Origin of the sequence: Staphylococcus sp. URHA0057 (assembly GCF_000620265.1) — a bacterium.
Taxonomy (GTDB): domain Bacteria; phylum Bacillota; class Bacilli; order Staphylococcales; family Staphylococcaceae; genus Staphylococcus; species Staphylococcus pasteuri.
The window spans coordinates 163,420-187,471 of record NZ_KK211097.1 but is presented as its reverse complement, the minus strand read 5'-3'; the positions used below and the strand labels follow the sequence as shown (position 1 = coordinate 187,471).

At 31.6% G+C, this 24,052-nt stretch carries 23 protein-coding genes, 2 tRNA genes and 2 pseudogenes; 9 read left to right on the top strand and 18 right to left on the bottom strand.

Going from position 1 to position 24,052, the window contains the following annotated elements; genetic code table 11:
* Nucleotides 1-263: 263 nt before the first annotated feature.
* Together N524_RS12985 and N524_RS13065 are read left to right on the top strand one after the other, a co-directional pair.
* Complete coding sequence (locus N524_RS12985; protein ID WP_051522847.1) at nt 264-839, top strand: hypothetical protein; 576 nt, start codon at nt 264-266, stop codon at nt 837-839.
* Between the two features lie 21 nt (nt 840-860).
* Nucleotides 861-1,310 carry a hypothetical protein gene (locus tag N524_RS13065; RefSeq protein WP_029056666.1) on the top strand — a complete coding sequence of 150 codons (450 nt, stop codon included), beginning with the start codon at nt 861-863 and terminating at the stop codon, nt 1,308-1,310.
* Between the two features lie 134 nt (nt 1,311-1,444).
* Here the strand turns inward: N524_RS13065 and N524_RS0112190 are convergent, their stop codons facing one another.
* Entirely contained in the window at nt 1,445-2,020 is a 576-nt protein-coding gene (locus tag N524_RS0112190) for a TetR/AcrR family transcriptional regulator (RefSeq protein WP_029056665.1), read from the bottom strand.
* 25 nt (nt 2,021-2,045) lie between these two features.
* Nucleotides 2,046-2,831, bottom strand: a complete 786-nt coding sequence (locus tag N524_RS0112185; protein WP_029056664.1) for an arylamine N-acetyltransferase — start codon at nt 2,829-2,831, stop codon at nt 2,046-2,048.
* Nucleotides 2,832-2,972: 141 nt separating this feature from the next.
* Here N524_RS0112185 and N524_RS0112180 point away from each other — a divergent pair, with 141 nt between their 5' ends.
* Genes N524_RS0112180 through N524_RS0112170 form a run of 3 tightly spaced genes read left to right on the top strand, consistent with a single transcriptional unit; the run spans nt 2,973 to nt 5,782 of the window.
* A complete protein-coding gene (locus tag N524_RS0112180) occupies nt 2,973-4,370 on the top strand; it encodes an MDR family MFS transporter (RefSeq protein WP_029056663.1) in 1,398 nt (465 codons plus the stop codon).
* 22 nt (nt 4,371-4,392) lie between these two features.
* Nucleotides 4,393-4,764, top strand: coding sequence for a DoxX family protein (locus tag N524_RS0112175; RefSeq protein WP_029056662.1), 372 nt, complete (start codon nt 4,393-4,395; stop codon nt 4,762-4,764).
* A gap of 52 nt (nt 4,765-4,816) precedes the next feature.
* Nucleotides 4,817-5,782: an amidohydrolase family protein gene (locus N524_RS0112170; RefSeq protein ID WP_029056661.1), complete on the top strand. Its 966-nt coding sequence runs from the start codon at nt 4,817-4,819 to the stop codon at nt 5,780-5,782.
* 203 nt (nt 5,783-5,985) lie between these two features.
* Here N524_RS0112170 and N524_RS0112165 read toward each other — a convergent pair whose 3' ends face one another.
* Nucleotides 5,986-6,867 (bottom strand): LysR family transcriptional regulator, encoded by an 882-nt coding sequence (locus tag N524_RS0112165; RefSeq protein ID WP_029056660.1) that lies wholly within the window; start codon nt 6,865-6,867, stop codon nt 5,986-5,988.
* Between the two features lie 108 nt (nt 6,868-6,975).
* Between N524_RS0112165 and N524_RS0112160 the strand changes: the two genes are divergently transcribed.
* Both N524_RS0112160 and N524_RS13920 read left to right on the top strand, forming a co-directional pair.
* Nucleotides 6,976-7,545 carry a LysE family translocator gene (locus N524_RS0112160; protein ID WP_029056659.1) on the top strand — a complete coding sequence of 190 codons (570 nt, stop codon included), beginning with the start codon at nt 6,976-6,978 and terminating at the stop codon, nt 7,543-7,545.
* A 44-nt stretch (nt 7,546-7,589) separates the two neighbouring features.
* Nucleotides 7,590-7,670, top strand: a pseudogene (locus N524_RS13920) (hypothetical protein); the annotation flags it as partial.
* 132 nt (nt 7,671-7,802) lie between these two features.
* Here the strand turns inward: N524_RS13920 and N524_RS0112155 are convergent.
* The 6 genes from N524_RS0112155 to N524_RS13620 form a co-directional block, all read right to left on the bottom strand.
* Nucleotides 7,803-8,012, bottom strand: a complete 210-nt coding sequence (locus N524_RS0112155) for a hypothetical protein (protein ID WP_141768797.1) — start codon at nt 8,010-8,012, stop codon at nt 7,803-7,805.
* A gap of 422 nt (nt 8,013-8,434) precedes the next feature.
* Nucleotides 8,435-9,163: a hypothetical protein gene (locus tag N524_RS0112145; RefSeq protein ID WP_029056656.1), complete on the bottom strand. Its 729-nt coding sequence runs from the start codon at nt 9,161-9,163 to the stop codon at nt 8,435-8,437.
* 331 nt (nt 9,164-9,494) lie between these two features.
* On the bottom strand, nt 9,495-9,992 hold the full coding sequence (isaB, locus tag N524_RS12975; protein WP_051522846.1) for an immunodominant staphylococcal antigen IsaB family protein: 498 nt from the start codon (nt 9,990-9,992) through the stop codon (nt 9,495-9,497).
* Between the two features lie 302 nt (nt 9,993-10,294).
* Nucleotides 10,295-11,098 (bottom strand): Cof-type HAD-IIB family hydrolase, encoded by an 804-nt coding sequence (locus N524_RS0112135; RefSeq protein ID WP_029056655.1) that lies wholly within the window; start codon nt 11,096-11,098, stop codon nt 10,295-10,297.
* Nucleotides 11,099-11,384: 286 nt separating this feature from the next.
* Entirely contained in the window at nt 11,385-11,963 is a 579-nt protein-coding gene (locus tag N524_RS13060) for a Fic/DOC family protein (RefSeq protein ID WP_051522845.1), read from the bottom strand.
* Nucleotides 11,964-12,122: a hypothetical protein gene (locus N524_RS13620; protein WP_183998725.1), complete on the bottom strand. Its 159-nt coding sequence runs from the start codon at nt 12,120-12,122 to the stop codon at nt 11,964-11,966. It abuts the gene before it with no gap.
* A gap of 200 nt (nt 12,123-12,322) precedes the next feature.
* On the opposite strand from N524_RS13620, the pseudogene N524_RS12965 reads away from it, so the two are divergent.
* Nucleotides 12,323-12,592 (top strand): annotated as a pseudogene (locus N524_RS12965) (type II toxin-antitoxin system PemK/MazF family toxin); the annotation flags it as partial.
* 145 nt (nt 12,593-12,737) lie between these two features.
* Here N524_RS12965 and N524_RS0112115 read toward each other — a convergent pair.
* Nucleotides 12,738-14,237 (bottom strand): NAD-dependent epimerase/dehydratase family protein, encoded by a 1,500-nt coding sequence (locus N524_RS0112115; RefSeq protein ID WP_029056654.1) that lies wholly within the window; start codon nt 14,235-14,237, stop codon nt 12,738-12,740.
* Between the two features lie 357 nt (nt 14,238-14,594).
* Between N524_RS0112115 and N524_RS0112110 the strand changes: the two genes are divergently transcribed.
* The gene (locus tag N524_RS0112110; RefSeq protein ID WP_029056653.1) at nt 14,595-15,893 is read left to right on the top strand and encodes a poly-gamma-glutamate hydrolase family protein; all 1,299 of its coding nucleotides are present in this window, start codon (nt 14,595-14,597) and stop codon (nt 15,891-15,893) included.
* Between the two features lie 270 nt (nt 15,894-16,163).
* Here N524_RS0112110 and rlmH read toward each other — a convergent pair whose 3' ends face one another.
* From rlmH to N524_RS0112070, 8 genes are all read right to left on the bottom strand, one after another.
* A complete protein-coding gene (rlmH, locus tag N524_RS0112105; RefSeq protein ID WP_002466394.1) occupies nt 16,164-16,643 on the bottom strand; it encodes a 23S rRNA (pseudouridine(1915)-N(3))-methyltransferase RlmH in 480 nt (159 codons plus the stop codon).
* Between the two features lie 363 nt (nt 16,644-17,006).
* A complete protein-coding gene (locus N524_RS0112100; protein WP_026083453.1) occupies nt 17,007-17,807 on the bottom strand; it encodes an MBL fold metallo-hydrolase in 801 nt (266 codons plus the stop codon).
* 725 nt (nt 17,808-18,532) lie between these two features.
* On the bottom strand, nt 18,533-19,324 hold the full coding sequence (locus N524_RS0112095) for a two-component system regulatory protein YycI (protein WP_029056652.1): 792 nt from the start codon (nt 19,322-19,324) through the stop codon (nt 18,533-18,535).
* The gene (gene yycH, locus N524_RS0112090) at nt 19,325-20,665 is read right to left on the bottom strand and encodes a two-component system activity regulator YycH (RefSeq protein WP_029056651.1); all 1,341 of its coding nucleotides are present in this window, start codon (nt 20,663-20,665) and stop codon (nt 19,325-19,327) included.
* The gene (gene walK / locus N524_RS0112085) at nt 20,658-22,484 is read right to left on the bottom strand and encodes a cell wall metabolism sensor histidine kinase WalK (protein WP_017636741.1); all 1,827 of its coding nucleotides are present in this window, start codon (nt 22,482-22,484) and stop codon (nt 20,658-20,660) included. Before walK ends, yycH begins: the two co-directional genes overlap by 8 nt.
* Before the next feature lie 12 nt (nt 22,485-22,496).
* Nucleotides 22,497-23,198 (bottom strand): response regulator YycF, encoded by a 702-nt coding sequence (gene yycF, locus N524_RS0112080; RefSeq protein ID WP_029056650.1) that lies wholly within the window; start codon nt 23,196-23,198, stop codon nt 22,497-22,499.
* Nucleotides 23,199-23,745: 547 nt separating this feature from the next.
* Nucleotides 23,746-23,818, bottom strand: a tRNA-Asp gene (locus N524_RS0112075).
* Nucleotides 23,819-23,825: 7 nt separating this feature from the next.
* Nucleotides 23,826-23,900 (bottom strand) — tRNA-Glu (locus tag N524_RS0112070).
* Nucleotides 23,901-24,052: the final 152 nt, after the last annotated feature.

Sequence of the window (24,052 nt, the reverse complement as noted above, 5' to 3'; positions counted from 1 at the left end):
GCAGTTTGATTTAACTTTCACTTTAAATAACTAAAACATTTTAAACCACTACCTTTTTCAAAAACAAAAACATAGCGTTGCTACTTAATATAAATTATACAAATAATAAAAAGCATAAATTAATTCAATAATATAGTAGATATAATTATTAAAGTTTGGTAATCTTAAGTTCACTAACCACTGTTTTAAATATTAATATGCCAATTTATATAATTGAAACAATACACAGGTATTTTCAAATAAGAAAAAGAGGAAAATTAAATATGAAAAAAATCATTCAAATATTAACGATTATTGCACTCATTTTGATGATAGGAATAGCAGCAATATTCGGCTATAGTAGCGTTAAAAATTTAACTGCAAGCAACAATCAAAAAGCTACAGAAACAGCTAAAAAAGAGAGTGAAGATAAAGATTCAAAATCAAATGGTACTAATACAGATAATAATAGCCAACAAAATTATTCCAACAATACGAATCAAAGTAATACACAAAATAGCTCACAAAATAATTCAACCGAACAAGCACAGAAGACAAATGAAGAAGATCCTAATAATCTTCTTCGATTTGATAAAGATGGGGACGGACTCATCGAAGAAAGTGAATTAACACCTGAAGCTCGTAAATTAGCAGAGGAAGGGAAATTCCAGCCTGTTTCCGATAGAATGGCCCAAGAATGGACTAAAGATAAAAATAATGAAGATAATTCAAACAGCTCTAATCCTAAAACGATTAATGGTAGACCTGCTGGAGATGCTGGTAATGAAGTGAATATGTCAGCTAAAAACGCAAATGTTGATAGTGAAAATACTGAAGATGAAGATGACAGTGAAAATTAATTAAAACGGAGAATATAAAGAATGAAAAATGTAATTATTGCTTTATCAATATTGTTTGTATTAGTCGCATTAGGTTCAGGAATATTGTTTGGTTACAGTCAACTTAAGAACAGCGTGTTAGCTTCAAGTGAGAATAAACAAACACAAGATAGTAAAAACAATGATAACAAAGATAGCAACAATAATACTATCAATTCGCAAAATAACCAAGAATCAAAACAACAAAATAGCAGTAATTCTGAAACTAATAATCAAAATACTGAAACTGTTCAAAATACAAGTCAACAACCAGTAACAAAAGAAACATTTCCTTCTACAAATAAATCAACATCTCCTAAAACATCATCGCAGTCTTCTCAAGATACTTTTGATAACGATGCTGAATATGCAAAGCAAAAAATAATGTATGAAAAAGCAGCTAGAGGAGAGATTCCAGAACCAGGTGCTACTGTTTCTGAAGATAACCCTTAATTAATGTGAGATAATCCTGATAGTAAATTAACCTATTGAATCCTCTTGGATATCATACAAAAATAAGCCCCGCACCACTTTCATTCAGTGAGTACGAGGCTTGTTTTTATATCATTTATTTTCAATATACCTATTTATATCTGAAACAAGTCTAATAGTTTCGTTAAGAATTGATCTTTGGTTAGTTGTTGATTATGTTTTACAAAGTAATAGAAGTCTGATGAAAATGAATTAAGCATTAAATTAAGTCTGAAATCTAAGTCGTCTGTGTACATGTCTTCTTCGAATTGTTCACTTAATAAATTTTTAAGTCGCTCAAAAAATGGAATATTAATAATCGAATTAAAGTGCTCGCTGGATTTTTCTATGAAATTTAATGTTGTGAAGTTAGCTTCTTTTAAATCTAAATACTTTGATAAGATTGTATAGATTTTATCTCGCACGGACCAATGTTCATTTTTCGATAAAATGTCTTCAATTTCTATAAACATTTGATCGACCTTTTTATCCATAATGGCCTGACATAACAATGATTTACTTTCAAAATGACGATATAATGTACCAACGCCAACACCTGATAGTTTAGCGAGATCTGACATTTTTTTAGTGCTTATATCTTCTCCCTGTTCAAGTAAGTCTTCCATTGTTGTTAGGATCATCTGTTGGTTATATTCGGCATCGCTTCGTTTTTTTCGCTGATTTCTTTCCATAATAACCCTTCTTTTAAAGTTATTTTTAACTTTCTAATCTATCAATTTTAACATCCAAATTAAATTCTTCTTTTAAAAATTGTCTATAATTCTCAGATGTTACGTCATATTTTTCTTTCTTTTGTTGTTTAGTTAAAGTTAAATTATCTTGTGACATTGTAGCACGTCCGTATGACTTAGGCATTGTGACTAATAAACGTTTCACAAAGGTAGAATTAGGATTCGTTTGGTTATATTCAATATTGTAATCAAAGTCATGAATATGGCGAGGTGTTAATTCCGCTTCATATTGTGTATCCCAGTCATCATCTTTCCATTTTTGTATATAAAATAAGTTATCGTTGACGTAAATCGCACGAAAATCTCCGTTAATATCATGAATAATTGTACTATTTTCTTCTTGAGTAATTGGCATTACACTTAATGGCAAATCACCAAATCCCACATCTGAAACATAATCAACGCCATCAATAGGTACTATTAAAGACATATGAGAACCTTTTAAACTTCTGCCACCACCAGGGGTATGAATCGTTGCAGAAACCATATTTACAGTAAATCCTTTATGTTCTAAATACGCTTTAAAGAAATTATTCATCTCATAACAAAAGCCACCACGTTGATGATTAACTACTTTGTTATAAATATCTTCTACTTCTACAGAAATCTTTACTCCATTTTGAACGTCTATATTTTCAAACGGAACAGTTAACATATATTGTTTTAAATAATAATTGAGTGCATCTAAACTAGGCGTATTATATTTTGTATTATCAATATTTAAATATTGTTCTAAACCTTCAAAATTCATTTAAATTACCTCTTTCATTTCTATATGTTCATTTTATTAGATACATAATATCATACCCTCGAATCATTAAATTGACAAACGGAACGCATTCCGTACAAAATAAGTGATAGTAGGTTCCACTTAAAAGCGGGGTGTCAAAATTTGGGAAATGAATATGGTTTTAATATAGATTTGAAGCAACGGAACCGTGTGATAGCTGTCGTAATGATAGGTGCTTTTGTTGGTGTGCTAAATCAAACGTTGATGACGACAATACTTCCAGAAATAATGAAAGATTTTGCGATATCAAGTAGTACAGCACAATGGCTCACAACAATTTTTATGCTTGTCAATGGGATTATGATTCCTATCACAGCTTTTTTAATTGAACGTTTTACATTACGTTCTTTATTTTTTAGTGCAACGTGTTTTTTAATTATTGGTTCATTTATATGTATGTTGGGAATTAATTTTCCAATGTTATTAGTAGGACGTAGTATCCAAGCTTTAGGTGCTGGTATGCTGATGCCACTTACACAGACATTACTTTTCATCATGTTCCCACCTGAAAAACGTGGAATGGCCATGGGAATGTTTGGTCTTGTGATAGGTTTTGCACCCGCAATTGGGCCTACTGCAGCTGGTTGGTTCGTCAATATATTCGATTGGCGTTACCTGTTCCTAGTTGTCTTGTTGATAGGTATTGTTGATTTTATATTCGGATATCTATCATTAGAGAATATAACAGAACTAAGTAAGCCAACTTTAGATAAACTATCAGTTATTATGTCGACGATCGGCTTTGGTGGCTTATTATATGGCTTTAGTACAGCCGGAAACTTAGGTTGGTCACATCCTATGGTTTATATCACTATTATTGTTGCGATAATAGTACTAACCGCATTTATTTTCCGACAATTAAAACTAGAATCACCATTATTAGAGTTTAGAGTGTTTAAATATAATGACTTTTCAATCGCGATGGTCTTAATTGTACTCATGTTCATGTTATTTATAGGGAATCTAACCATTTTACCGATTTATATGCAAACGATGATGAAATGGTCACCATTAGAATCAGGACTTATTTTATTGCCTGGCGGGTTGATTATGGGATTGTTATCACCTGTAACTGGTAATTTATATGATAAAATTGGCGGCCGTATATTGAGTATCATTGGGATGTTAACCATTATGATTGGCGCATTATTCATGGCTCAATTTAGTGAAAATACAACACCATTATATGTGATTATTTCATTTTCAATTGTCATGTTAGGTAATGCTATGATTATGACGCCTATGACAACTCAAGCTTTGAATGCTTTACCACGTCAATATATTGCTCATGGTACTGCAATGAATAATACGATTAGACAAGTTTCATCTGCAATAGGTACTGGCATTTTAGTCACATTGATGACTGGACTAGGTAAAACATCATCATTGATTGGTATTCAAGGCCTTATTCATGGTCTAGATATTACATTCTATGTAGTCGCATTGATTGCCTTAATAGGTACTATCATTGCATTTTTTGTTAAAAAACAAGGAAATTAATATTATATTGGGGGATTTTTAAATGTTATTAAGACATGTTATTAACGCATATGTAGGTAGTGAAATTTTTAAAAGCAGTCTACCAAAAGTAAAAAACAGTGATGAAATGGCTCAACAATTCGAACAAGGATTTGGTCTATCACGTAGATCAATGAGATTAGCTGGCGCTTTCGAAATGATTGGATCACTTCTTTTATTTACTTCTATTTTCGGTAAATTAGGTAAGAAATTAGTAGCTGTTGGTACGATTATGATTAACATTGTTATGGGTACAGCAATTTATAACCACTACAAAGCTGGTCATGGTCATAAAGGCGCTCAAGCTGCTTCTAAGTTTTTCTTCTTAAATGTATTAAGTTTACTAGAAGTGTTAAGCTTAACTCGTAATAAATAAGTTATTGGCAAAAATTGGATTATGAACAACAATTTTTAATGGAGGGGAAAGTATGACTGAAACAAAAGCGATTGATACACACGCACATTTATGGAATGAAGATTATTTAGACAAACTTGGTAAATTAGGCAGTCAAGGTACTGAGGTTGCTAAAGGTATTAATCAATCTGCCTCTAAAGAAGATTTAGACAAACGTTTCAAAATGATGGACGATGCAGGCGTAGACTTACAAATTATTTCTGCAACGCCACAATCTCCACAATGGGGTACTAAAGAAGAAGCTCATCAAAGTGCTCAAGAAATCAACGACTTATATGAAGGGTTAGTTCAACAATATCCAGATCGTTTCTTAGCATATGGTGCCGTCTCTCTTCCTTATGTCGATCAAGCTATTGAAGAGGCACAAGCACTACTTAAAAAGGACGAATTTGTGGGCATTGCTATTCCAACTATCGTGAAAGATAAGGTTTCTGTAGCTGACAAACAATTTGAACCTTTCTTTGCAGCAATGAATGAGTTAAATGCTACGATTTATATTCATCCAACAGGTTGCGGTGCTCAAAGTCCGTTAGTCAATGACTATCAATTAGAATGGGTTATTGGCGCACCATTAGAGTCTACATTCATTACCTTACAATTGATTAAAAATGAAATTCCACAGAAATATCCAAATATTAAATTCCATATTTCACATTTAGGTGGCGCATTACCATTCTTCATGACTCGTATTAAAGATAATTATGAAGACTGGAATGCCTTTAATATTGATCCTTATGAAGTGTTAAATCGTCAATTTTGGTACGATACAGCTAACTTCCATGAACCTTCATTGATTAGCTCTATTGAAACATTTGGTAAAGATAAATTTATGATGGGGTCAGACTTCCCTTACTTCCAAGATGAGAAATATACTCGCGGCGTAGACTATATTAAAAATAGTGATATCGACCCTGATACTATTGATGGTATTTTAAGAGGTAATGCCATTGAATTTTATCAAATAGATAATCATTCTTAAGGCATTGCTTGAAGATTTAATCGTAACTATAAGCGTCAATTTTTAATCAATAAAATGATAAAGAAAATCCCTTTTGATTGGTCGTCCATAATTTTATGAGACTACTTTCAAAAGGGATTTTTATTTTACTTTAGTGCTTGATTGGGGGATGATGAATGTAACTTTTTATGGAGAATTTTGTTTGCTTTGAAAATGGAATTTTTTTATTTACTGCTGAAAAAATTTGTTACCTCGTCAATTATCAGGTGATTAATATCTTTGTTCCATGGATATGATTTAGTGAGTATATATGAACCTAACTTTTCTACAGAAAATGGTGTCTCAATTACTTTAAGTAGTCCCGATTCAATCTCTTTTTTTACAGTACGATAAGGTAAAAATGAAAAACCTATATTATCTAATAACAACGATTTGATAACACCTATACTCCATAATTCAGTTATTTTTATAATATCTAGTTGCTGACTTTGTATGATTTGTTCAAACATATTTCGATATACAGACCCTTTTTCATTAATTACAAAATGATTGTATTGTCGGTGCTGTAACAATTCATCAAAGTGATCTGGTGCTTCTTGATGTGCCACGACAACAATGTCTTCCTCACAAATTAAAGTAGAATTCAATTTATGATGATTTACACCATCATTCAATACAAAGGCAATATCTACTTCGTCCTCAAGTAACTTCTCTTGATTCATACTGCAACTATTATTTTGAAGATTAATATCTATATTGGGATAATCGTGAATCATGTTTTTAATGACTTCACTCAATCCTGTAATCATTAATGATTCTGGTGCAGCTATTCTGACTTTTCGAACGGTGTTATTATGTGATGATATTTGTTTGATTTGTTGTTCTGCATCATAAATTTGATTAATCATCGGTAAGATTTCTTTAAGAAACGGTGTAGGACGTAGTTGTTTATGCCGATAATCAAATAGCTTTTGATTCAAGGTTTTCTCTAGAAGTTGTACTTGCTGAGTCACATTTGATTGTGTGTAATTAAGCCTGCGGGCAGTCTTGGTATAACTACCTGTTTCGATTAATGTTTTAATTATTTTTACTTGTCGCAATTCCATCGTCAATTCACCCTTATATATTAGTAGAATTAATTTCAATATTATTATCATTAATTTCACTTATATTAATATCCTTACTATAATAACATAGAAAGGTAGGCGAACAGCGTGTTATCGTTTTTAATCTATGTCTTTGTTACTTCTATTACACCAGGTCCAAGTAATTTATTTATGATGAATGCTACAAGAATATATGGTTTACGTGGTGGTAAGTCTTTCATAACAGGTATTCTTACAGGATTTGCCTTTTTAGGGTTAGCTTCTTATATTGTCATCCTTTTATTTAGTAAATGGATTGTTTATATTGAAACACCTCTTAAATATTTAGGATTTGCTTACTTGATTTATCTATCCTTTAAAATATTAACTTCAACTAAAAGTAAAGCACCTTCTAAAGCCTATCAAAGCTTTAAAAGCGGTTTTGTACTTCAAGTCCTTAATATGAAATCACTATTATTTTTTATCACTTTAATGGGCGCATTTATTATCCCTTCAGTTACTGGTTCAATGTGGATTCTAATTTATTTGATTATTAGCGTCTTGATTGGTTGGGCTTGTCTTTTAGTTTGGGCATTTGCGGGTAGTATGCTTAATGAATGGCTAAATCAACATCAAACTGCCTTTAATATTGTTATGTCTTTATTACTTTTATATTCAGCTATTTCTATATTTATTTAGAAAAAAATGATAGCTTTGGTTAATTAAATACATCTCTTCAACAATTTGAACAATCTATTCATAAATATATAAATTTTGATAATAACATAAGATGTAAAGCAAAATTAAAAGGCTTATATCCTTAAAATTACAGGAAATAAACCTTTGAAATCGAATATTAAATTATTAAGTACAACTTTGGGGATACAGTAAATCATATCGCTAACTAGAGGATCTTATTTATCATTACACAATCTCAAATCGCTTTATTTACTTGACTAAGTCCCTTCTTCTTTATGTCTTAGCGTAACCACTTTTACTATTAGTATTACCGTAGCTGTCATTGCTAATAGTATATAAGATATTCCCCCTAAATCTTTTAATAGTCTGCTTCCATTTACATAATTCACGCCGCCTTCATCCATGAATATCTTGGTACTACGATCAATGACAAGTAGTAATCCATACATAAACGTTATGGACGTCACTATGCACTACATGACGATTTGAAGGACAAACACTGGCTCATCAATAGTTTTCTTTCTCTTGTAAAAAGGTAAAAATACCAAAGCATAAGGAAGTAAAAGTAGTATAAAAACTAAGCCAAATGACAATAATATATACCAAAAAAATGGACCAGAAAATAAATAATATATTGCTATTTGTGATACTCCAATGGTTATAAGTACCACAAATACAAACACTAATACTTTTTGTAGCTTACCATTTAACTTATTATCCATTTTATAGTATCTATCTAATTGCTTTGACTTTTTTAAAATTAAGTGACTTGTGCCAAAAACAATTAAACAAAACAAACCTATTATTAAGAAAAATAATATAAAGAAGATAACGAAGACACCCACCTTATTTTTTAGCCAACATCAGTCTTACTGTGACTAACTATATTTTAAGATCCTTGTTTAACAGTATTGCGCTTATCTAAAGTGGTATATGTAATGCAAGCTTGTATATATAAAGCTAACCATAATTCATCAGGGTATTTACCATCATTGTTATTCACATTAATTTGGTTTTGTTCCCCACGCTTTTTCGTCTTTTTACTCTTTTTATAATCTAGCCCTGTTCGTTCAGCGGATAAAATAACATTGTTATGTTCATCTTTAATGACAGTAGAATGGAATCGATCAGGATTTTCAAAATGATATCTTTCCTTGTCTTTATTGACAAAACTATACGGAAATAGACGTTTGAAGCCGCCTTCTTTAAACATTTTATCTTTTTTAAATGTGCCTATTTCATTACCATCTAACAGTACTCTATACAAAGCATAATTAGTTATCCCCTCAATACGTTCAATAATCACTGAATGATCATCAGATCTGACTTGTGTCCCATGCAATGGTTTTATACCAAACATACTTCTCATCTTTTGACTATTATCTTTGTAATATGGAATATGACATAAATTCTTTTTACCATAAATAGGGATATATTGATTATCTAAAATCATACCTGGTGATTGATAAAAATATTTTCCGTCACCATATCCACTATGATCAATCGTTTTCAATTTATCTTCGCTATAAGTCTTTTGAGATTTCTTTCTAATTAAATTAATAATTAAAAAAACTAAACCTAAAACAATGATTAATCCAATTAATGATGATCCGTTCATACTATGCTCCTTAAATTTTGACTTTAAAAATAATCACTTAAATTATACGTCTATTTAAATAATATTATAAACACAAAAATATAGAAACTTTAATATTTATTTAATTTTAATCAATATTAAAAGATTGTGAGGATCACTAATATAATTATTGTAAGCATGAAGTTTTAGAATTTGCGTAAAAAAATAGATTAAACAACTAAGTGTTGATTAATCTTTTTATTTTGAGGCATTGGTTATCGTTTTGTTTCACCTCGAAGTTTATTAAATTTTAGTTCACAAAAAAAGTAGATACTGTGCGCAAAACACATAGTACCTACTTTTATTTTTTAAATTATGCGTTATATTTTCCAATCATGACTTTTTCGATATATTTGCCATTATAATTAAAGCTAATTTGTTGTCCATTCACATTATAGATAAGACCGTTGTGTGTTTTATCTTCTTTTAATTTATATCCAGCATATGCTTTTTTAACATCAGATACTTTTAATGATTTATTAGTAACGGAGAATGAAGCAGAAACTGGTTTTTTATTAATGTATTCGAACTGTTGATCATATTTCTTTTTATATGTTAGTGAACTACCACTTTTAAATGTTTGTGCTTTTGCGTCTACTTTAATATTGTTCATTGTTACATTATTATGTTTCAATGCATTAATAAACGTCTTTTCAGTCACAAATTTTGCGTTGTAACCTGCATTCCCATTGTAAGTGTAATGAGGTGTAGTTGCTGCATGTGTTACTGGAGTTGCTACACCAGCAACACTAACCGTTGCACCTGTTAAAACAATACCTGCTGAAAGAATCAATTTACCCATTTTATTCATAATTTTTCCACATCCCTATTGAAATTAGTTATTGCTCTTTTATATTACGAAATTATTACAAATATTACAATAAGTTTTCACAATATTTTTTATATTTATTTTTTGTTGTTTCATCACTTTACATATTTTTGTTAAGAACAAAAAATTAAGCTTTTTTAGTTGGTGGAAAGGCGTGAATAATGAGCCTTAGAATATGATTAAATATTCAGAGAGTAACATTGAAGGTTTTATTTATAAGATGAAAAAATCAAGCTAAGATACATCTACACTAATATACCTTAACTTGATTTGTATAACAGAATTTAATCTTCATAATTCTCAAGCAATGTATTTAATGTTTCTATGACGCCGTCTCTATCGTTATTAATAGAAATTAAATTAGCCTTATCTTTTAGTTCTGGGTAGGCATTATCCATTGCGACTTTGTATCGTGCATTTTCAAATAAAGGAATATCGTTTAGACCATCCCCAAATACAATTGTTTCATCACTGCTAATATTTAATAGATGTTGTAAAAAGCGAATGGTTTTCCCTTTATCAACATCTTGATGTGTGATGTCTATCCAATGCTTTTCTGAAGCAACTATATATAAATCATCTTGATATTTTTCTAAACCTTTAACATGTTCAAAACACTGTCCTTGAGTATCGAAAATAGTAATTTTCAAAATATCTTTATCAATTGTATTTAAATCCTTTAAAAATGTTACTTTCTCATATGAACCTAAAACCGCTTCTCGTTCTTTCTGAGAAATGCTTTCTTCTACATAAGCCATACCTTCTGTACAAACAATAATAACTAGTTGATCATCAATATGTTTAATCGTTTTAATTAACTCTAGGCCAAGTTGATTACTAAAGGTCTGAGCATATATATTCATGTCATTGATTTTAATTCGAGAAGCACTATCCCCGATAATAAATAAATCCTTAGTTAAGTCTCCAACTATCGCATCCACACGCTCATTTTGTTTGCCGGTACAAAAAGCGAAACGAATCCCTTTATCTTTCAGTTGAAGTGATAAGTTTTGAAACTTTTTACGATTGAAACTACCTTCCGAATTCAAAAACGTCCCATCCATATCTGTAACTACTAGTTTAAACATGGCTATCCCTCTTTTTTTTTATTAAAAATAATATACTAGGTTCAGTTTTATAAATGATATAATTTCTAAACTAAAGGCTGAATTGAAAAATCACTATAAGTATAAGTAACTGATTTGTGTTCACTTTGCTAAAAAAGTAACATTAAGAATTGTGGATAAAATAGATCATCTGTCATTTTGCTGTGATGGATGCTTTAATTTGTGACTAACAATGTGACTACTAACTTGAAACATATGTATTATTTGAAACGAAACTATTACATGCCTATCTATATATCTATAAAGATTATTTTAATGTAAACAGTGTGTTTTCAAATATTTTAATTAAAGCTTTTTCATTCCAAATTGATTTTTTCATTGCATCTATATAATTTTCTCGATCTAATAAATCAGTACGCCATTCATATCCTTTTAGCTTAGCTATTTCTCTAACTATTAACCTTATTGTTCTTCCGTTACCTTCACGAAAAGGATGTATCATATTCAACTCTATTTTATAATAAGCAAGTTTCTCTGCTGCAACCTTTATATCGGACCACTCATCTTCTAATTTAAATTCTTCGATGAGTTTATTTAAATTTGTATTAATATACTGTGGTTCACAAAACCGCGTATTTTCTTTCATAAGGCTTACATCTCTAATCTCACCAGCAAAACTGTATATTCTTTCGAATAGTTTTTTATGTAATAACTTGATTGAACTTACAGATAATGGAAACAAAAAGTCGTATCCCTCTTCTTGCATTAAACCTTCAACAATATAAAAAGCAACTTTCTCAAGTTGCTCTAATTCATCTATTGTTTGGGCACCTAGCAAGTTCGAATTTATAAGATATTCGTCCTGAAAAGTTGCTTTATATTTCATTTATTTAAAAGCGATTTTACGAATCACTTCATTCGTAATTTCCTTTTTATTATTAATAAAATCAAGAATTTGTTTTTGTTGTTCCTTAGTTACATCCATGCCTTCAAGTGAAAGATTTTTAGCGATTTGTTTGTTAACTTTTGAATCAATTGTAATCATATTATCGCCTCCTGATGGTAATATTATACCATAGTCTCTTTTAACTTATCGATACTCAATATTTGTAATAAGTCTAATGTTTTCTTATAAGATTAGTAACTTTTAGCTTCACTTATGATACGCCTCTGTGTCTCTCTTAGCGATACGGTGGAGGTAATTTTTTATTGAGTTTCTGTTGAACGATATCCAATACTCTTTAGATACACACATGCCTAGTCATAAACAATCAAATGAGCATTGAAGGTACTGATTTCGTTTGGGTATTACCAATTACAAATCGAGAAGTAAGATTCCCAACTGACATTGAAGTCAAAACTAAAAAAGGGATAGTTACAGGTGTCATAGATACTATTCAAATACGCTCACTAAATCTCAATGTTCATTATCATAACTATAGAGATGAATTACAAGACAACTTAAAACATAATGTACTACAAGCGGTACAGACGTATTTAAAACCTACTTTATAAATAAAAGTAATTTAGATTTGGCTATAATATAATGCACCCCAAAAGTTAGATTTTTGTCCGACTTTTGGGGTGCTTATTATTATAATTTTTTGTTTGATTTAATTATTTCATTTAGTTTTATAGTCTATTTCCACTTCTTTAGCCACTACAATTCAGCATTAGATATGTTGTTTTTTCTAGCTAGATACTTCTTCACTCCATATAAATTTAAGGCAACAGCACCAACGATAACAACAGGTAAAATAACTTTTTTCATATTCACAGCTCCATTTTTCTTGTTTTTCTCAGTTTCTAACTTCAATTTAAAAATGTTCATTACACTTTTATGCACTTTCGCTTGGGTATACTTGTAGACCCACCAAGGTAATGTTGGTCTATATTCTTGTAAGGCAATAATACATTCATCACTATTAGGCAACCTTCTAAACTCTAATCTCGCATTACCACCATCTACATCTAAAGCAAAATCCCCACCAACAATTCGATATAAAATTCTCTCATTATCAGAAGCTTTAAAGTCTTTTCTTAATAATAATAATTTCTTATTTAAGCATGGGACAGTAATCGTAAAGTTATCTTCGTCAAAATCACTATTAACGACATTTAATGTAATTTTATTTAAGAAATTAGCGTACACTTCTGCTAATTGAATCATATTCATATCTTGAGGTAAGTCTACCCTCGATATTGCTCTAACGTCTTTAATATCAGTCTTACGTGATGACTTCGATTTCTTTGGTGTATGCGTTTCTTCTTCTAAAGTAATACGCACACTTTCTTTATAGTCCGTCTTACCTATAGAAATTCCTTCCACAATATGGTCATTTTCTCGAACCATATCATGAATTAAGCTATCCATTAACGGATAGACCATCTCTTTTGGTACGCCAGAAATAAGTTTAACCCAATACTTACTTAACCAAATAGGAATAATAGGTAAATCCATAGTAGGTAAACGTTTATCTAGTACCTCTGCTGTTTGGTTGAAAAGATCTTTATAAGTCATGTGACTAGGACCACCAATATCTATTGATTCATTCTCATTTGGCGTACGCTCTACAATTTTATATAAGCCATCAATGACATCATCTATTGCAACTGGCAATGTTGTATTGTAAGCCCACTTTGGCAACAACAAACCCGGTAATCTTTCTACTAATTTTTTTAAAATAGGATAAGAACTTCCTTTAGAACCTATAATTAATCCAGCTCTTAACGTACTTACTGGTACACCATATGATCCTAAAATTTGTTCACATTCTAAACGACTTCTCAAATGTGGGGATAATTCATTTGTATCTGGTATCAAACCGCTCATAAATACAATATGTTGAACTTTGTTATAACTTGCAGCTTTAGCGAAATTATCAGCTAACAATGCATCCATGTCTTCAAAGCTTGCCTGTGTCAATTTGGCTGAAGGCATCATAGAATGAACAAGATAGATAGCGATATCAATGTCTTTCATTACCTCAGTTATTTCATTTAAATCGAATAAATCAGCTGCCTTCCATGTAACATTACGTTCATCCGATTTATTCTCTATATTTCTAGAAATAGCTATAATTTCATAGTTTTCTTTTAATTTATTCATTAAATGACTACCGATATATCCCGAAGCGCCCGTTAATAGAATTTTTTTCATATATTTAGCCTCCAAATAGAAAAAGATGAGCAGGCAAACATTACCTCAGCTCATCTTTAGATTAACAAGCTCACTTGCTTATTATCATAATGGACAAGAACTTCATGTCTCTTACTTAACGTTGTACCCTTCTTAAAACTTTTTAAGCTTTTATGAAGTGATTATGAGTTTGGCATAAACAATTTTTGCTTTATTTCTTTCTCGCATCCTAATTAAGTACAGCTTAATAATTTGTTTTAATATTGTGTATAGGCAAAAAAAATTATTGTTAAATATGTAATAAATTAAATAAAGTTATTGCTATTTTGAAAGAATAGGTTAATATGAGTTAATGGCAAACTATTTAAGGGGCTACAAATGAATAAAAATAGAAGTAAGCGAACAAAACCAATTGTGAAAATAACATTAGGAGTTATAACAGCATCACTAAGTTTAGGATCAATAAACATCATAACTCAGCAAACAACTGCCCATGCATCCACAGTACAAGATGAGAGTAATACAAATTCAAAAATATCAAATCCAAAAATTATTAAAAACTCTAGAACAAGTGATTCTAATATCACAACACCGATTAAACATGTGACGACAACAGTAAAGTCACCTACAACAGTAAAAACAACAGCTAAAATTGCAAATGTAAAACAGTCTTCAACGACAGTGAAACCAGAAAAGGTTAAAGCACCGACTTCTTTGAAACCAAAAGCTATTCAAACATCTACAAGTCAAACTCAAAAGCCGATGTCTACTAAAGCACCTATAAATTCATCTACTAATATCAAAAATAGCACAATAGGAACTAAACGCGACCAACAAGCTATTTCTAAAGTAGAAGTACCAAATAAAACATCGAATACGTCAAAAATACAAATAAATCAAGCTAAAAAAGCAGTATCGAAACCCCGTGTATCATCGATAAAAACCAAAACACCAATTAAAAAAATAGCAAAAACAACAACTAAGAAAAAAGCAACAGCTATAGCAACAATACCTAAAGTAAATATAATCAAATCAACTAAAAGCAATCATAAAGATTACTATAAATCTATGACCCAGTTAGAAAAATCGACTAAAGAAGGTGTTGAATGGAAGAAAGAGACATCTAATAAAGGTAGTAAAGTACTTATTGTAGCCCCGCATGGTGGAAACATAGAACAAGGTACTTCGGAGTTAACAAAGTTATTAGCACAACAAGGTGGATATGATTATTTCTCGTTTGAAGGAATAAGAAACTCAAATAATACGCAATTACATGTAACGTCTACACATTATGATGATCCAACGTTGCATCAAATGGTCAAAGGACGAACAGCAAACATTTCTATCCATGGCGCAAAAGGCGACGACCAAATTGTATTCTTAGGAGGAGTTAAATCTAAACTAAGAGATGCTATTCAATCACAATTGAGAAGTAGAGGTTTTACCGTTAAAGTGCCTCCAGAATATCTAGGTGGTTTAAATAATCAAAATTTTATTAATAAAAATCAAAATAGTACAGGTGTTCAATTGGAATTAACTACTGCACTGAGAAAAGCTTTATTTAAAAATCAAAATATGAGTACAACTTCACGTAAAAATAAAAATAATTGGTCACCAAAGATGTATCAATTTGTTGATGCATTGCACACAGCTATTAAACAAACATCAATTAAGTAACATATTTACAAGCAAGTTGTTTCATATAGAACATATGCATACTATATATTGAATTTAATTTACGTTTTTTAATTAAAGTAATCCCTAGAGTAAGGGCGTCGCTAGACCTTTGTTTATTTAATTCATAGATATTGTTGAAATAAACTCACACCTAATATCTAATAGCTTAATTAATAACTAAATCTATATTATATAAGGTTCTATCTTACATTAACTTGTTTAATGTAAGATAGAACCTTATAATTTTTATTACAAAATACTAAAAAACCATCATTTATGATATGCTTCGCCACGCATAATTTTAAATGCTCTATACACCTGTTCAATCAACACAACGCGCATCATTTGGTGTGGGAAGGTCATTTTGCTGAATGAGAGTGCATAGTTACTGCGTTGTAATACGTCCTGATGTAGTCCGTTTGATCCACCTATCACAAAGACAAAGTCGCTTTGGCCCTGTGTCATGCGTTGATTAAGTTCTTTAGCTAGACCTTCTGATGACAACATCTTACCTTCAATTTCTAATGTAATAACCGTTGCTTGTGGTTTGATCTTAGCTAATAAACGTTGTCCTTCTTTTTCTTTTACTTGTTCAATTTCTTTGTCACTCATATTTTCAGGTGCTTTTTCATCTGGCACTTCTATTATTTCAATTTTAGTGTATGCACCTAATCGTTTTTCATATTCTGCAATTGCTTGTTTCCAGTATTTCTCTTTTAGTTTTCCAACTGAAAGAATTGTGATTTTCATATTATCCTCCACTTATACTTATTAGAGTTATCCACAAGTTATCAACTTGTTCACAGTATTCCCTCTTATTGTACCAGTTTATATCCCCAATTTTTATAAAATATTAGTATTTACTCACAATTTCTGTGGAATAACTTGTTATTTTGTGGATAAGTATGTGTACAATGTGGGTATTTCTGTGTGTATTGTACACAACTCTGGATAACTATGAACAATTCAGTGGATAACTTCACGATAGTCTTAATCTATTTTATCCACTTATCCCTTATAAACATCGCTTTTAAGACCTTCTTCAATGACTTTTCCACAGAAAAAGACATAAAAAAAGAGCAAGACATTCCCGTCTCGCTCTGTCTAAAATAACTATAATGTATATATTGGTGTCGCTTGTGCTTTATCTGTATCACACAATAAGACTTCTTTTTCAGTATCAATATCATGTTGATTTAACACTTGTCCAACACTCATACGTGCTAAGTCCTTCATATTATTATCTTGAGATAAATGAGATAGGTAAATACGTTTCGTATTACCTGTAATCACATCTGTCATCGCTAAACCAGCATCTTCATTAGATACGTGTCCCATATCTCCTAAAATACGTTGTTTTGTCTTCCATGGATAACGACACATGCGTAACATATCCACATCATGGTTACTTTCAAAGATGAAGGCATCACTACCTTGAATCATGCCTTTCATTCTGTCTGAAACATAACCTGTATCTGTTAAAATCGTAAACTTCTTATGATCATTATGGAAAATGTAAAATTGAGGATCAATCGCATCGTGTGACACGTTAAATGACTCTATATCAAATCCTGCAATTGATTGTGTTTCATAAGGGTTGAATATGAACTTTTGATCCATTGGAATGCGACTATCTTTCTTTTCTATTGCTTTCCATGTATTTTCATTCGCATAAATAGGTAAGTTATATTTACGTGCTAACACGCCTAGACCTTTAATATGGTCAATGTGTTCATGTGTAACTAAAATACCATTTAAATCTTTGATGTTGCGGTCGATTTGGCCAAAAAGTTCTTCCATCTTCTTACCTGTTAGACCAACATCAACAAGAATACTTCCTTTTTCATTTTCTACATATGTGGCATTGCCCGTACTACCACTTGCTAATACACTCATGCGTATCAAGCGGCTCATCCTTTCTAATATAGCACTCATCCCTCTTAGTGACGTAAGAGTGCCTTCCGTATCATTTTTGTATTTTTCTTTATTAATTGATTAACTTTTTGATTTCAGTTATGTACTGAAACCACCCGTTCTTAAAATAGCTTATATTATACTATACCAATTATGACATTAATCTGCCAATACTCCGTTTATTAAACTACCGGTATATTGATAAATTAAGTTTTTCCCTTGAATCATTTAATTAACGAGATAATTGTTCAACATACAAATGAGAACATAAAAACTGCCTACAAAGTACAAACCTTTGTAGACAGTTAAACTTATATATTAATACGAAGTATTTATGGCGAAACTCCCGAGGGAACAGTACTAGTTGAAGACCTTAGAAATACTCACAGATTTATCTGTGCAGTATTTCTGGCTGAAACTGTACCCTGGGAAAGGGAGCCCCTACAATACGAAGTATTACTTTTAAAGGTTCGCCTGAGCTAAAGCTCTAAACGCTTTTCTACAGACCTGGCAGTAGCTGACTGATCATTAACTTCGTCTTTGACTAGTTACTAATCTAGTCATCCTTGCCGGGGCAAGACTAACAATAGCAAATCTGTGATTGACGGCTTTCGAAAAGCAGAGTTCTCGGCAGAAGTTCTCACGGCTCGACAAAATTTGAGAAACAATTTTGCTCTCCGTTTCGATTCTGCTCAAACTCTAAGCGCTTTTCTACAGACCTTTTACTACTTATCTATAACTTTAGGGTTGGTACTTGTGGCTTCGACGTAGTATGTCTTAGTTTTGTCTTTGCCGTTATGTTTAACTTTGATTTCCCAGTTAGGTTGTAATAACTGAACGTTATTTTCTTTAACAACTGAATAGTAGCCTAATCGTGCGTCAACTACTTCATCATGGCGTTTAAGATAGCGATTGAAGTATAGGGCTTCTATTGCTTTTCTCGGGCCTATTACTTGGCTTTTACTACTATTTGAACCTTTAGCTGCTTGAATATCATTCATCATTGTTTGTTTATAACTAGATGCTTTATGATCATTAATATTGAACTTCAATAGTGCTTTACTATTGTTCATTATAGGGTAGCCATTGTAAATTTGTTCAAAAGTCATTGAATCAGAATTCATCTTACTCAACTGATAATTTTTACCACCAAATATATTGTCTTTCATATAATTCTTAATCTCTTTTAAATTACTATCACTTACATTGACTGTACTATTTATCTCGCCATTAAGCACCTTACCTGAATCGGATGTACTCAAGCTTGAATGTTTTTTAGCATAACTTGAAAAGTTTTTAGACTGAGCAGTAATTTGTTGCATTTCAGTATTTTTAACATCTTTATTTAAGACGTCAGTGGGGACTTTAATCTCTTCTTGTTGGAAGTTAACACGATTATCACTTACCGCTTCATTAATCTGTGATTTATTAACTTTATCTATATATATAGCAACTAAGAAGATGTTGACAAGAATAAATACGAAAATGAATAGTGTCTTTGTCAGTTTCCAGTTCATTTATTCTAGCCCCCCATCTTTAAATGCATACCATTTGCCGTCATATTCGACATACCATTGAGGCGTAAATTCGCTATTACGTTGTACTTCAATATCATCATTTTTAGGTCGGTCATCCATATTGTAACCAACCGCTATATTGGATACGCGTTCAAAATCAATACTATTATTGTTAGCAAGTGCTGAGCGTACTGATTCTGCACTTTGTAATGACTTTTTATCGCCACTATTCAATATGACATCAGTTCGTAATAATGAGCGTTTGTAATCAAATACGCCTTTATCGCCCCATGTCACTTGAATTTCATTTAATTTTTGAGTGTTGAACGTAGGGTAACCATTTAAGAATCGTTGATAAGTTAATTCACCACTCATATTATCAGTGCTAAACAATCTATAATCTTCGTCTAAGAAACCACCGTGTCCATTGATAAATTCGAATGTACCACCAATTGTTTCTTCCATATTGGTAGAGCTTTTCTCATCTTCGGACAAGTTTCTATAATGGTATTTCTCACTCTTATCGTTATAGTTAGCAACACCTGTATTATTATTGTACGTCGTCAAGCCACTTTGAGAACTACGGACGATAGTTGAATCGTTAAATAATACAGAATTCATTTTTTCTACATTAATCGTATTAAATACCATACGATAACATTTGAGGTCTTTAGGTTTATCTGGTGCAAAAATATGTGTTGCTTTATCAATTGTGTCTTTATTGGTGATGATTTCTATATACTTTTGCATTTCTGAGCTAAGATTTTTTAATGATTGATTCACATCTTTACCTTTAACAGATGTTTTCATCTTCACAACTTGATGTCTATCTTTACTAATCGCATATAATATCACATGACCTTCTTGATCTTGGTCAATAAGTAGTCGATTAAAGTTAAAATGATTTGGTGTCTTAGCATCTATGTTTAATACTTGGCTTAAATAAGTTGATAACGGTAAATCATATGTGAAATCAAGAACGATAAAGTTATCGCTTAATTCAGGAATAATTAAGTTATGATTTCGTTTTAAATGCTGTACTGAATCAACATTTTTATCTTTTAATGGGCTTAAGATTTGAGATACTGCATGACCTGTTGCTGGCATACCTTTTGTTTTATCGCCATTAGATTGAACGATTTGAAATGGTGTGATGGTTTTATCCATTTTCGCACTCATTGGTTTTCCAATAGGTTTAGAATTATCTTTCTTATTATCTGATGACGTACTATCTGCATTTGATAGATCAGGTGAGAAGTTCCATACCATATAAGTTAAAACGATACTCATTAATACAAGTAGTATCAGGATAATCGTTTTGATGTATTCTTTACTATTCATCCCAATCACCATCTTCAATAATTTCACATGGTAGGGTAATGAAGATAGATGTACCTTGTCCTTCGACACTATTTGCCCAAATACGGCCATTGTGTGCCTCAACAATCTCTTTAGAAATTGCTAAACCAAGACCTGTACCACCCATTTTACGTGTACGTGCTTTGTCGACACGGTAGAATCTATCAAAGATTTTATCTACTTTATTAATAGGAATACCGATACCATTATCTTTGATACGAATCGTCATTCTATTGTAAAGTGCATTTTGTTTCACGTGGAACTCAACGCGTTTATCACCACGAGAATATTTCATTGCATTCGTAATAACGTTATCAAATACTTGTGTCATCTTATCTGGATCTATTTCAGCAAAAATAGTTTGCTGTGGAATTTCGCGTACGAATGTTGTATCTTTAGCAGACATTTCATGTCGATTAATAATCTTATTAATAAACATGTTAAAGTCGACAATTTCTTTCGTAATTTGATCGGATTCATTATCCATTTTAGATAATTGAAGTAAGTCATTAACGAGTCGAATCATACGTTCAGTTTCTTCACGTGTAACGGATAAGAATTGTGGTGCTAAATCATCGTCTTTCCAAGCACCTTCTTCTAGTGCTTCGATATAACTATTCATAGATGTTAATGGTGTACGTAGTTCGTGTGACACGTTAGCAACGAACTCACGACGTTCACGTTCTACTTGTTGTTGTTCTGTTACATCATGAAGTACAGCAATATAACCTGTTACAAAGCCTGTTTCTTGCACAATTGTACTGAAGTTAACACGTGCAATGATGCCTTCTTCTTCATTAATGTCTAATAAGAAGCTGTCGTTATTTTCATTAATTTCTTCTAGTGAGAATTCTTCTTCTAAGTTTAAAACACTTAACATATAGTAGCCGATAAGGTCTTCTTTAGCCATACCTAGCATTTTAAGTGCCATATCATTGGCGATACGTACACGACCACGTCTATCTGTTGCTAAGATACCGTCACTCATATGTGTGATAACAGAGTCTAGACGGCGTTTCTCACTTTCCGTATTCGCTTGTGCTTCTTGAACTCGTTTGGATAAATTATTGAATGCGAGCGCAAGTTCACCGATTTCGTCATTACCATAAATTTTAACACGTTGGGTATAGTTACCTTTAGACATCTCAACTGTCTGGTTACGCATATCGGTAATCGGTTTGGTTATCGTTCGCGCAATAAAGAAACCGAGTATGACGGTAATAAATAACGAAATAGCGGTACCTACAATAAAGATTTGATTAATATTATTCAGTTGATTGTATACGTCATTAATTTTCGATTCTATGTAAATATTGCCTATCGTTTGTTTATCAGCTTTAACAGGTATGTTATATACCCAAACCCTTTCTTTACCATTACCATAGTCTTTCAATACCATATGGTTATTACTTTGACCTAGTGATAATGCTTTTTGAACAGAGCTATCGTTTGCCTTTTGATTGATAAGATCGCGGTTAGACTGCTTCGTTGTCGCCATAATAATTTGATCTTTATCTATAAAACGAATTTCACCAATTTCTTGACGGTTGGCATACTCGCTCAAAAGATTTTGAATATCTTTCTGAGCGTTAACCGAACCTTTTTCGTTATAAACTTTCTCAATGCTTACATCTAATTGTTTCGCATATTGCGTAATATTCTTTTTAAAGTTATCTAATAATTCCTTTTCCAAACTATTAGTAAAATACAAACCAATAATTTGCATACCAATAATAATCAGTAAGACATATACAATGACTAGTTTCGTGTGAAGGGATTGGAGTTGTTTAAGCCACTTCATTCGACTGAACCTCTAATCATGTTGTTGGAGGAAGTATCCAACGCCTCTACGTGTCACAATATATTCAGGGTGTGATGGATCATCTTCAATTTTTTCACGTAAACGACGAATCGTTACGTCCACTGTACGTACATCTCCAAAATAATCATAGCCCCACACAGTTTGTAATAAATGTTCACGTGTCATTACTTGACCCATATGTTTAGAAAGGTAATGGAACAACTCAAATTCACGGTGTGTTAACTCGATGTCATCACCACGTTTTTTAATAGAATATGCATCAGGATAAATGACGATATCTTTAATTGAAATTTCGTTTGTTGTATCATTCACTTCTTGTGCTGGTTGAGAATAATGACGACGTAAGTTTGCTTTTACACGAGCGATTAATTCACGTGTACTAAATGGTTTCGTCACATAGTCATCCGCACCTAATTCTAATCCTAAAACTTTATCAATTTCAGAATCTTTTGCAGTTAACATAATGATTGGCATTTCGTATTTCTTACGTACTTCACGACAAACTTCCATGCCATCTCTACCAGGTAACATGATGTCTAATAGAACGATGTCTGGTTCTTCATCATAAATTAAATCTACTGCGTCGTTACCATCGTACGCGCAAAATACATCGTATCCTTCTTTTTTAAGATTAAATTCTAAAATATCAGCAATTGGTTTTTCATCGTCGACTACCACAACTTTTCTAGCCATATATATAAACCTCATTTCTCAAAGTATAATTCTACCGTTCAACTTAGCTTCATTCGTAACGTTTGAGACCTTTCTCACGACTCAAACTATTGTGCATTGATAGCACAGTAACTACTATATAATTTACCATTTATGAACGGTTAATTCTATTTTTGTATAAAAAATTATAGAATAATATTATATATAATTTTACCACCAAAATTGTATATCACAAAATAAGTTGAACACTTTCAGTAACCTTTAAAAACTAAATGATATCTATTTCATTATTTTGTAATATAAAAATTAAGTATAAAAGTGATTAATTCAATGTTTTACATTTCTTTAGTTGCAGTGAAAGGATAAATGTTAAGTTTCGATTGCCTATTGTCATAGAGTTGTAAAATGAGTGGATTGTAGCATGATGTGGTGGGAGATTGATTCATTTATCTATAATGAAGAATGATGTGCGGTGTTATAGAGTAGAGCGACGAATAAGTTGATGAACGACTTTGCTAATCAGTAAAAATAAACATAAAAAAATGCCTACCCTCTTGGGTAGGCAATACGGTCTCGACGGGAATCGAACCCGCGATCTCCTGCGTGACAGGCAGGCGTGTTAACCGCTACACTACGAGACCTAAAAAATGGTGACTCCTACGGGACTCGAACCCGTGTTACCGCCGTGAAAGGGCGGTGTCTTAACCGCTTGACCAAGGAGCCGTTCTTAAGCACAAGATAGATTATAGCATAGCCGTTATTTACATGACAAGCTATTTTTTTACATAAATATAACATTATTTTTGAAATGTTAATAAAGGAGAAATATTGCTATAAAAGTGACGATAGACTTATGATTATTTGAAAATGACTTA

Excerpts from the sequence above, each read along its gene's own strand:
- N524_RS12985 (WP_051522847.1), top strand. The coding sequence starts at position 264 with ATGAAAAAAATCATTCAAATATTAACGATTATTGCACTCATTTTGATG.
- N524_RS13065 (WP_029056666.1), top strand. The coding sequence starts at position 861 with ATGAAAAATGTAATTATTGCTTTATCAATATTGTTTGTATTAGTCGCA.
- N524_RS0112190 (WP_029056665.1), bottom strand. The coding sequence starts at position 2,020 with ATGGAAAGAAATCAGCGAAAAAAACGAAGCGATGCCGAATATAACCAA.
- N524_RS0112185 (WP_029056664.1), bottom strand. The coding sequence starts at position 2,831 with ATGAATTTTGAAGGTTTAGAACAATATTTAAATATTGATAATACAAAA.
- N524_RS0112175 (WP_029056662.1), top strand. The coding sequence starts at position 4,393 with ATGTTATTAAGACATGTTATTAACGCATATGTAGGTAGTGAAATTTTT.
- N524_RS0112170 (WP_029056661.1), top strand. The coding sequence starts at position 4,817 with ATGACTGAAACAAAAGCGATTGATACACACGCACATTTATGGAATGAA.
- N524_RS0112165 (WP_029056660.1), bottom strand. The coding sequence starts at position 6,867 with ATGGAATTGCGACAAGTAAAAATAATTAAAACATTAATCGAAACAGGT.
- N524_RS0112145 (WP_029056656.1), bottom strand. The coding sequence starts at position 9,163 with ATGAACGGATCATCATTAATTGGATTAATCATTGTTTTAGGTTTAGTT.
- isaB (WP_051522846.1), bottom strand. The coding sequence starts at position 9,992 with ATGAATAAAATGGGTAAATTGATTCTTTCAGCAGGTATTGTTTTAACA.
- N524_RS0112135 (WP_029056655.1), bottom strand. The coding sequence starts at position 11,098 with ATGTTTAAACTAGTAGTTACAGATATGGATGGGACGTTTTTGAATTCG.
- N524_RS13060 (WP_051522845.1), bottom strand. The coding sequence starts at position 11,963 with ATGAAATATAAAGCAACTTTTCAGGACGAATATCTTATAAATTCGAAC.
- N524_RS13620 (WP_183998725.1), bottom strand. The coding sequence starts at position 12,122 with ATGATTACAATTGATTCAAAAGTTAACAAACAAATCGCTAAAAATCTT.
- N524_RS0112115 (WP_029056654.1), bottom strand. The coding sequence starts at position 14,237 with ATGAAAAAAATTCTATTAACGGGCGCTTCGGGATATATCGGTAGTCAT.
- N524_RS0112110 (WP_029056653.1), top strand. The coding sequence starts at position 14,595 with ATGAATAAAAATAGAAGTAAGCGAACAAAACCAATTGTGAAAATAACA.
- rlmH (WP_002466394.1), bottom strand. The coding sequence starts at position 16,643 with ATGAAAATCACAATTCTTTCAGTTGGAAAACTAAAAGAGAAATACTGG.
- N524_RS0112100 (WP_026083453.1), bottom strand. The coding sequence starts at position 17,807 with ATGAGCCGCTTGATACGCATGAGTGTATTAGCAAGTGGTAGTACGGGC.
- N524_RS0112095 (WP_029056652.1), bottom strand. The coding sequence starts at position 19,324 with ATGAACTGGAAACTGACAAAGACACTATTCATTTTCGTATTTATTCTT.
- yycH (WP_029056651.1), bottom strand. The coding sequence starts at position 20,665 with ATGAATAGTAAAGAATACATCAAAACGATTATCCTGATACTACTTGTA.
- walK (WP_017636741.1), bottom strand. The coding sequence starts at position 22,484 with ATGAAGTGGCTTAAACAACTCCAATCCCTTCACACGAAACTAGTCATT.
- yycF (WP_029056650.1), bottom strand. The coding sequence starts at position 23,198 with ATGGCTAGAAAAGTTGTGGTAGTCGACGATGAAAAACCAATTGCTGAT.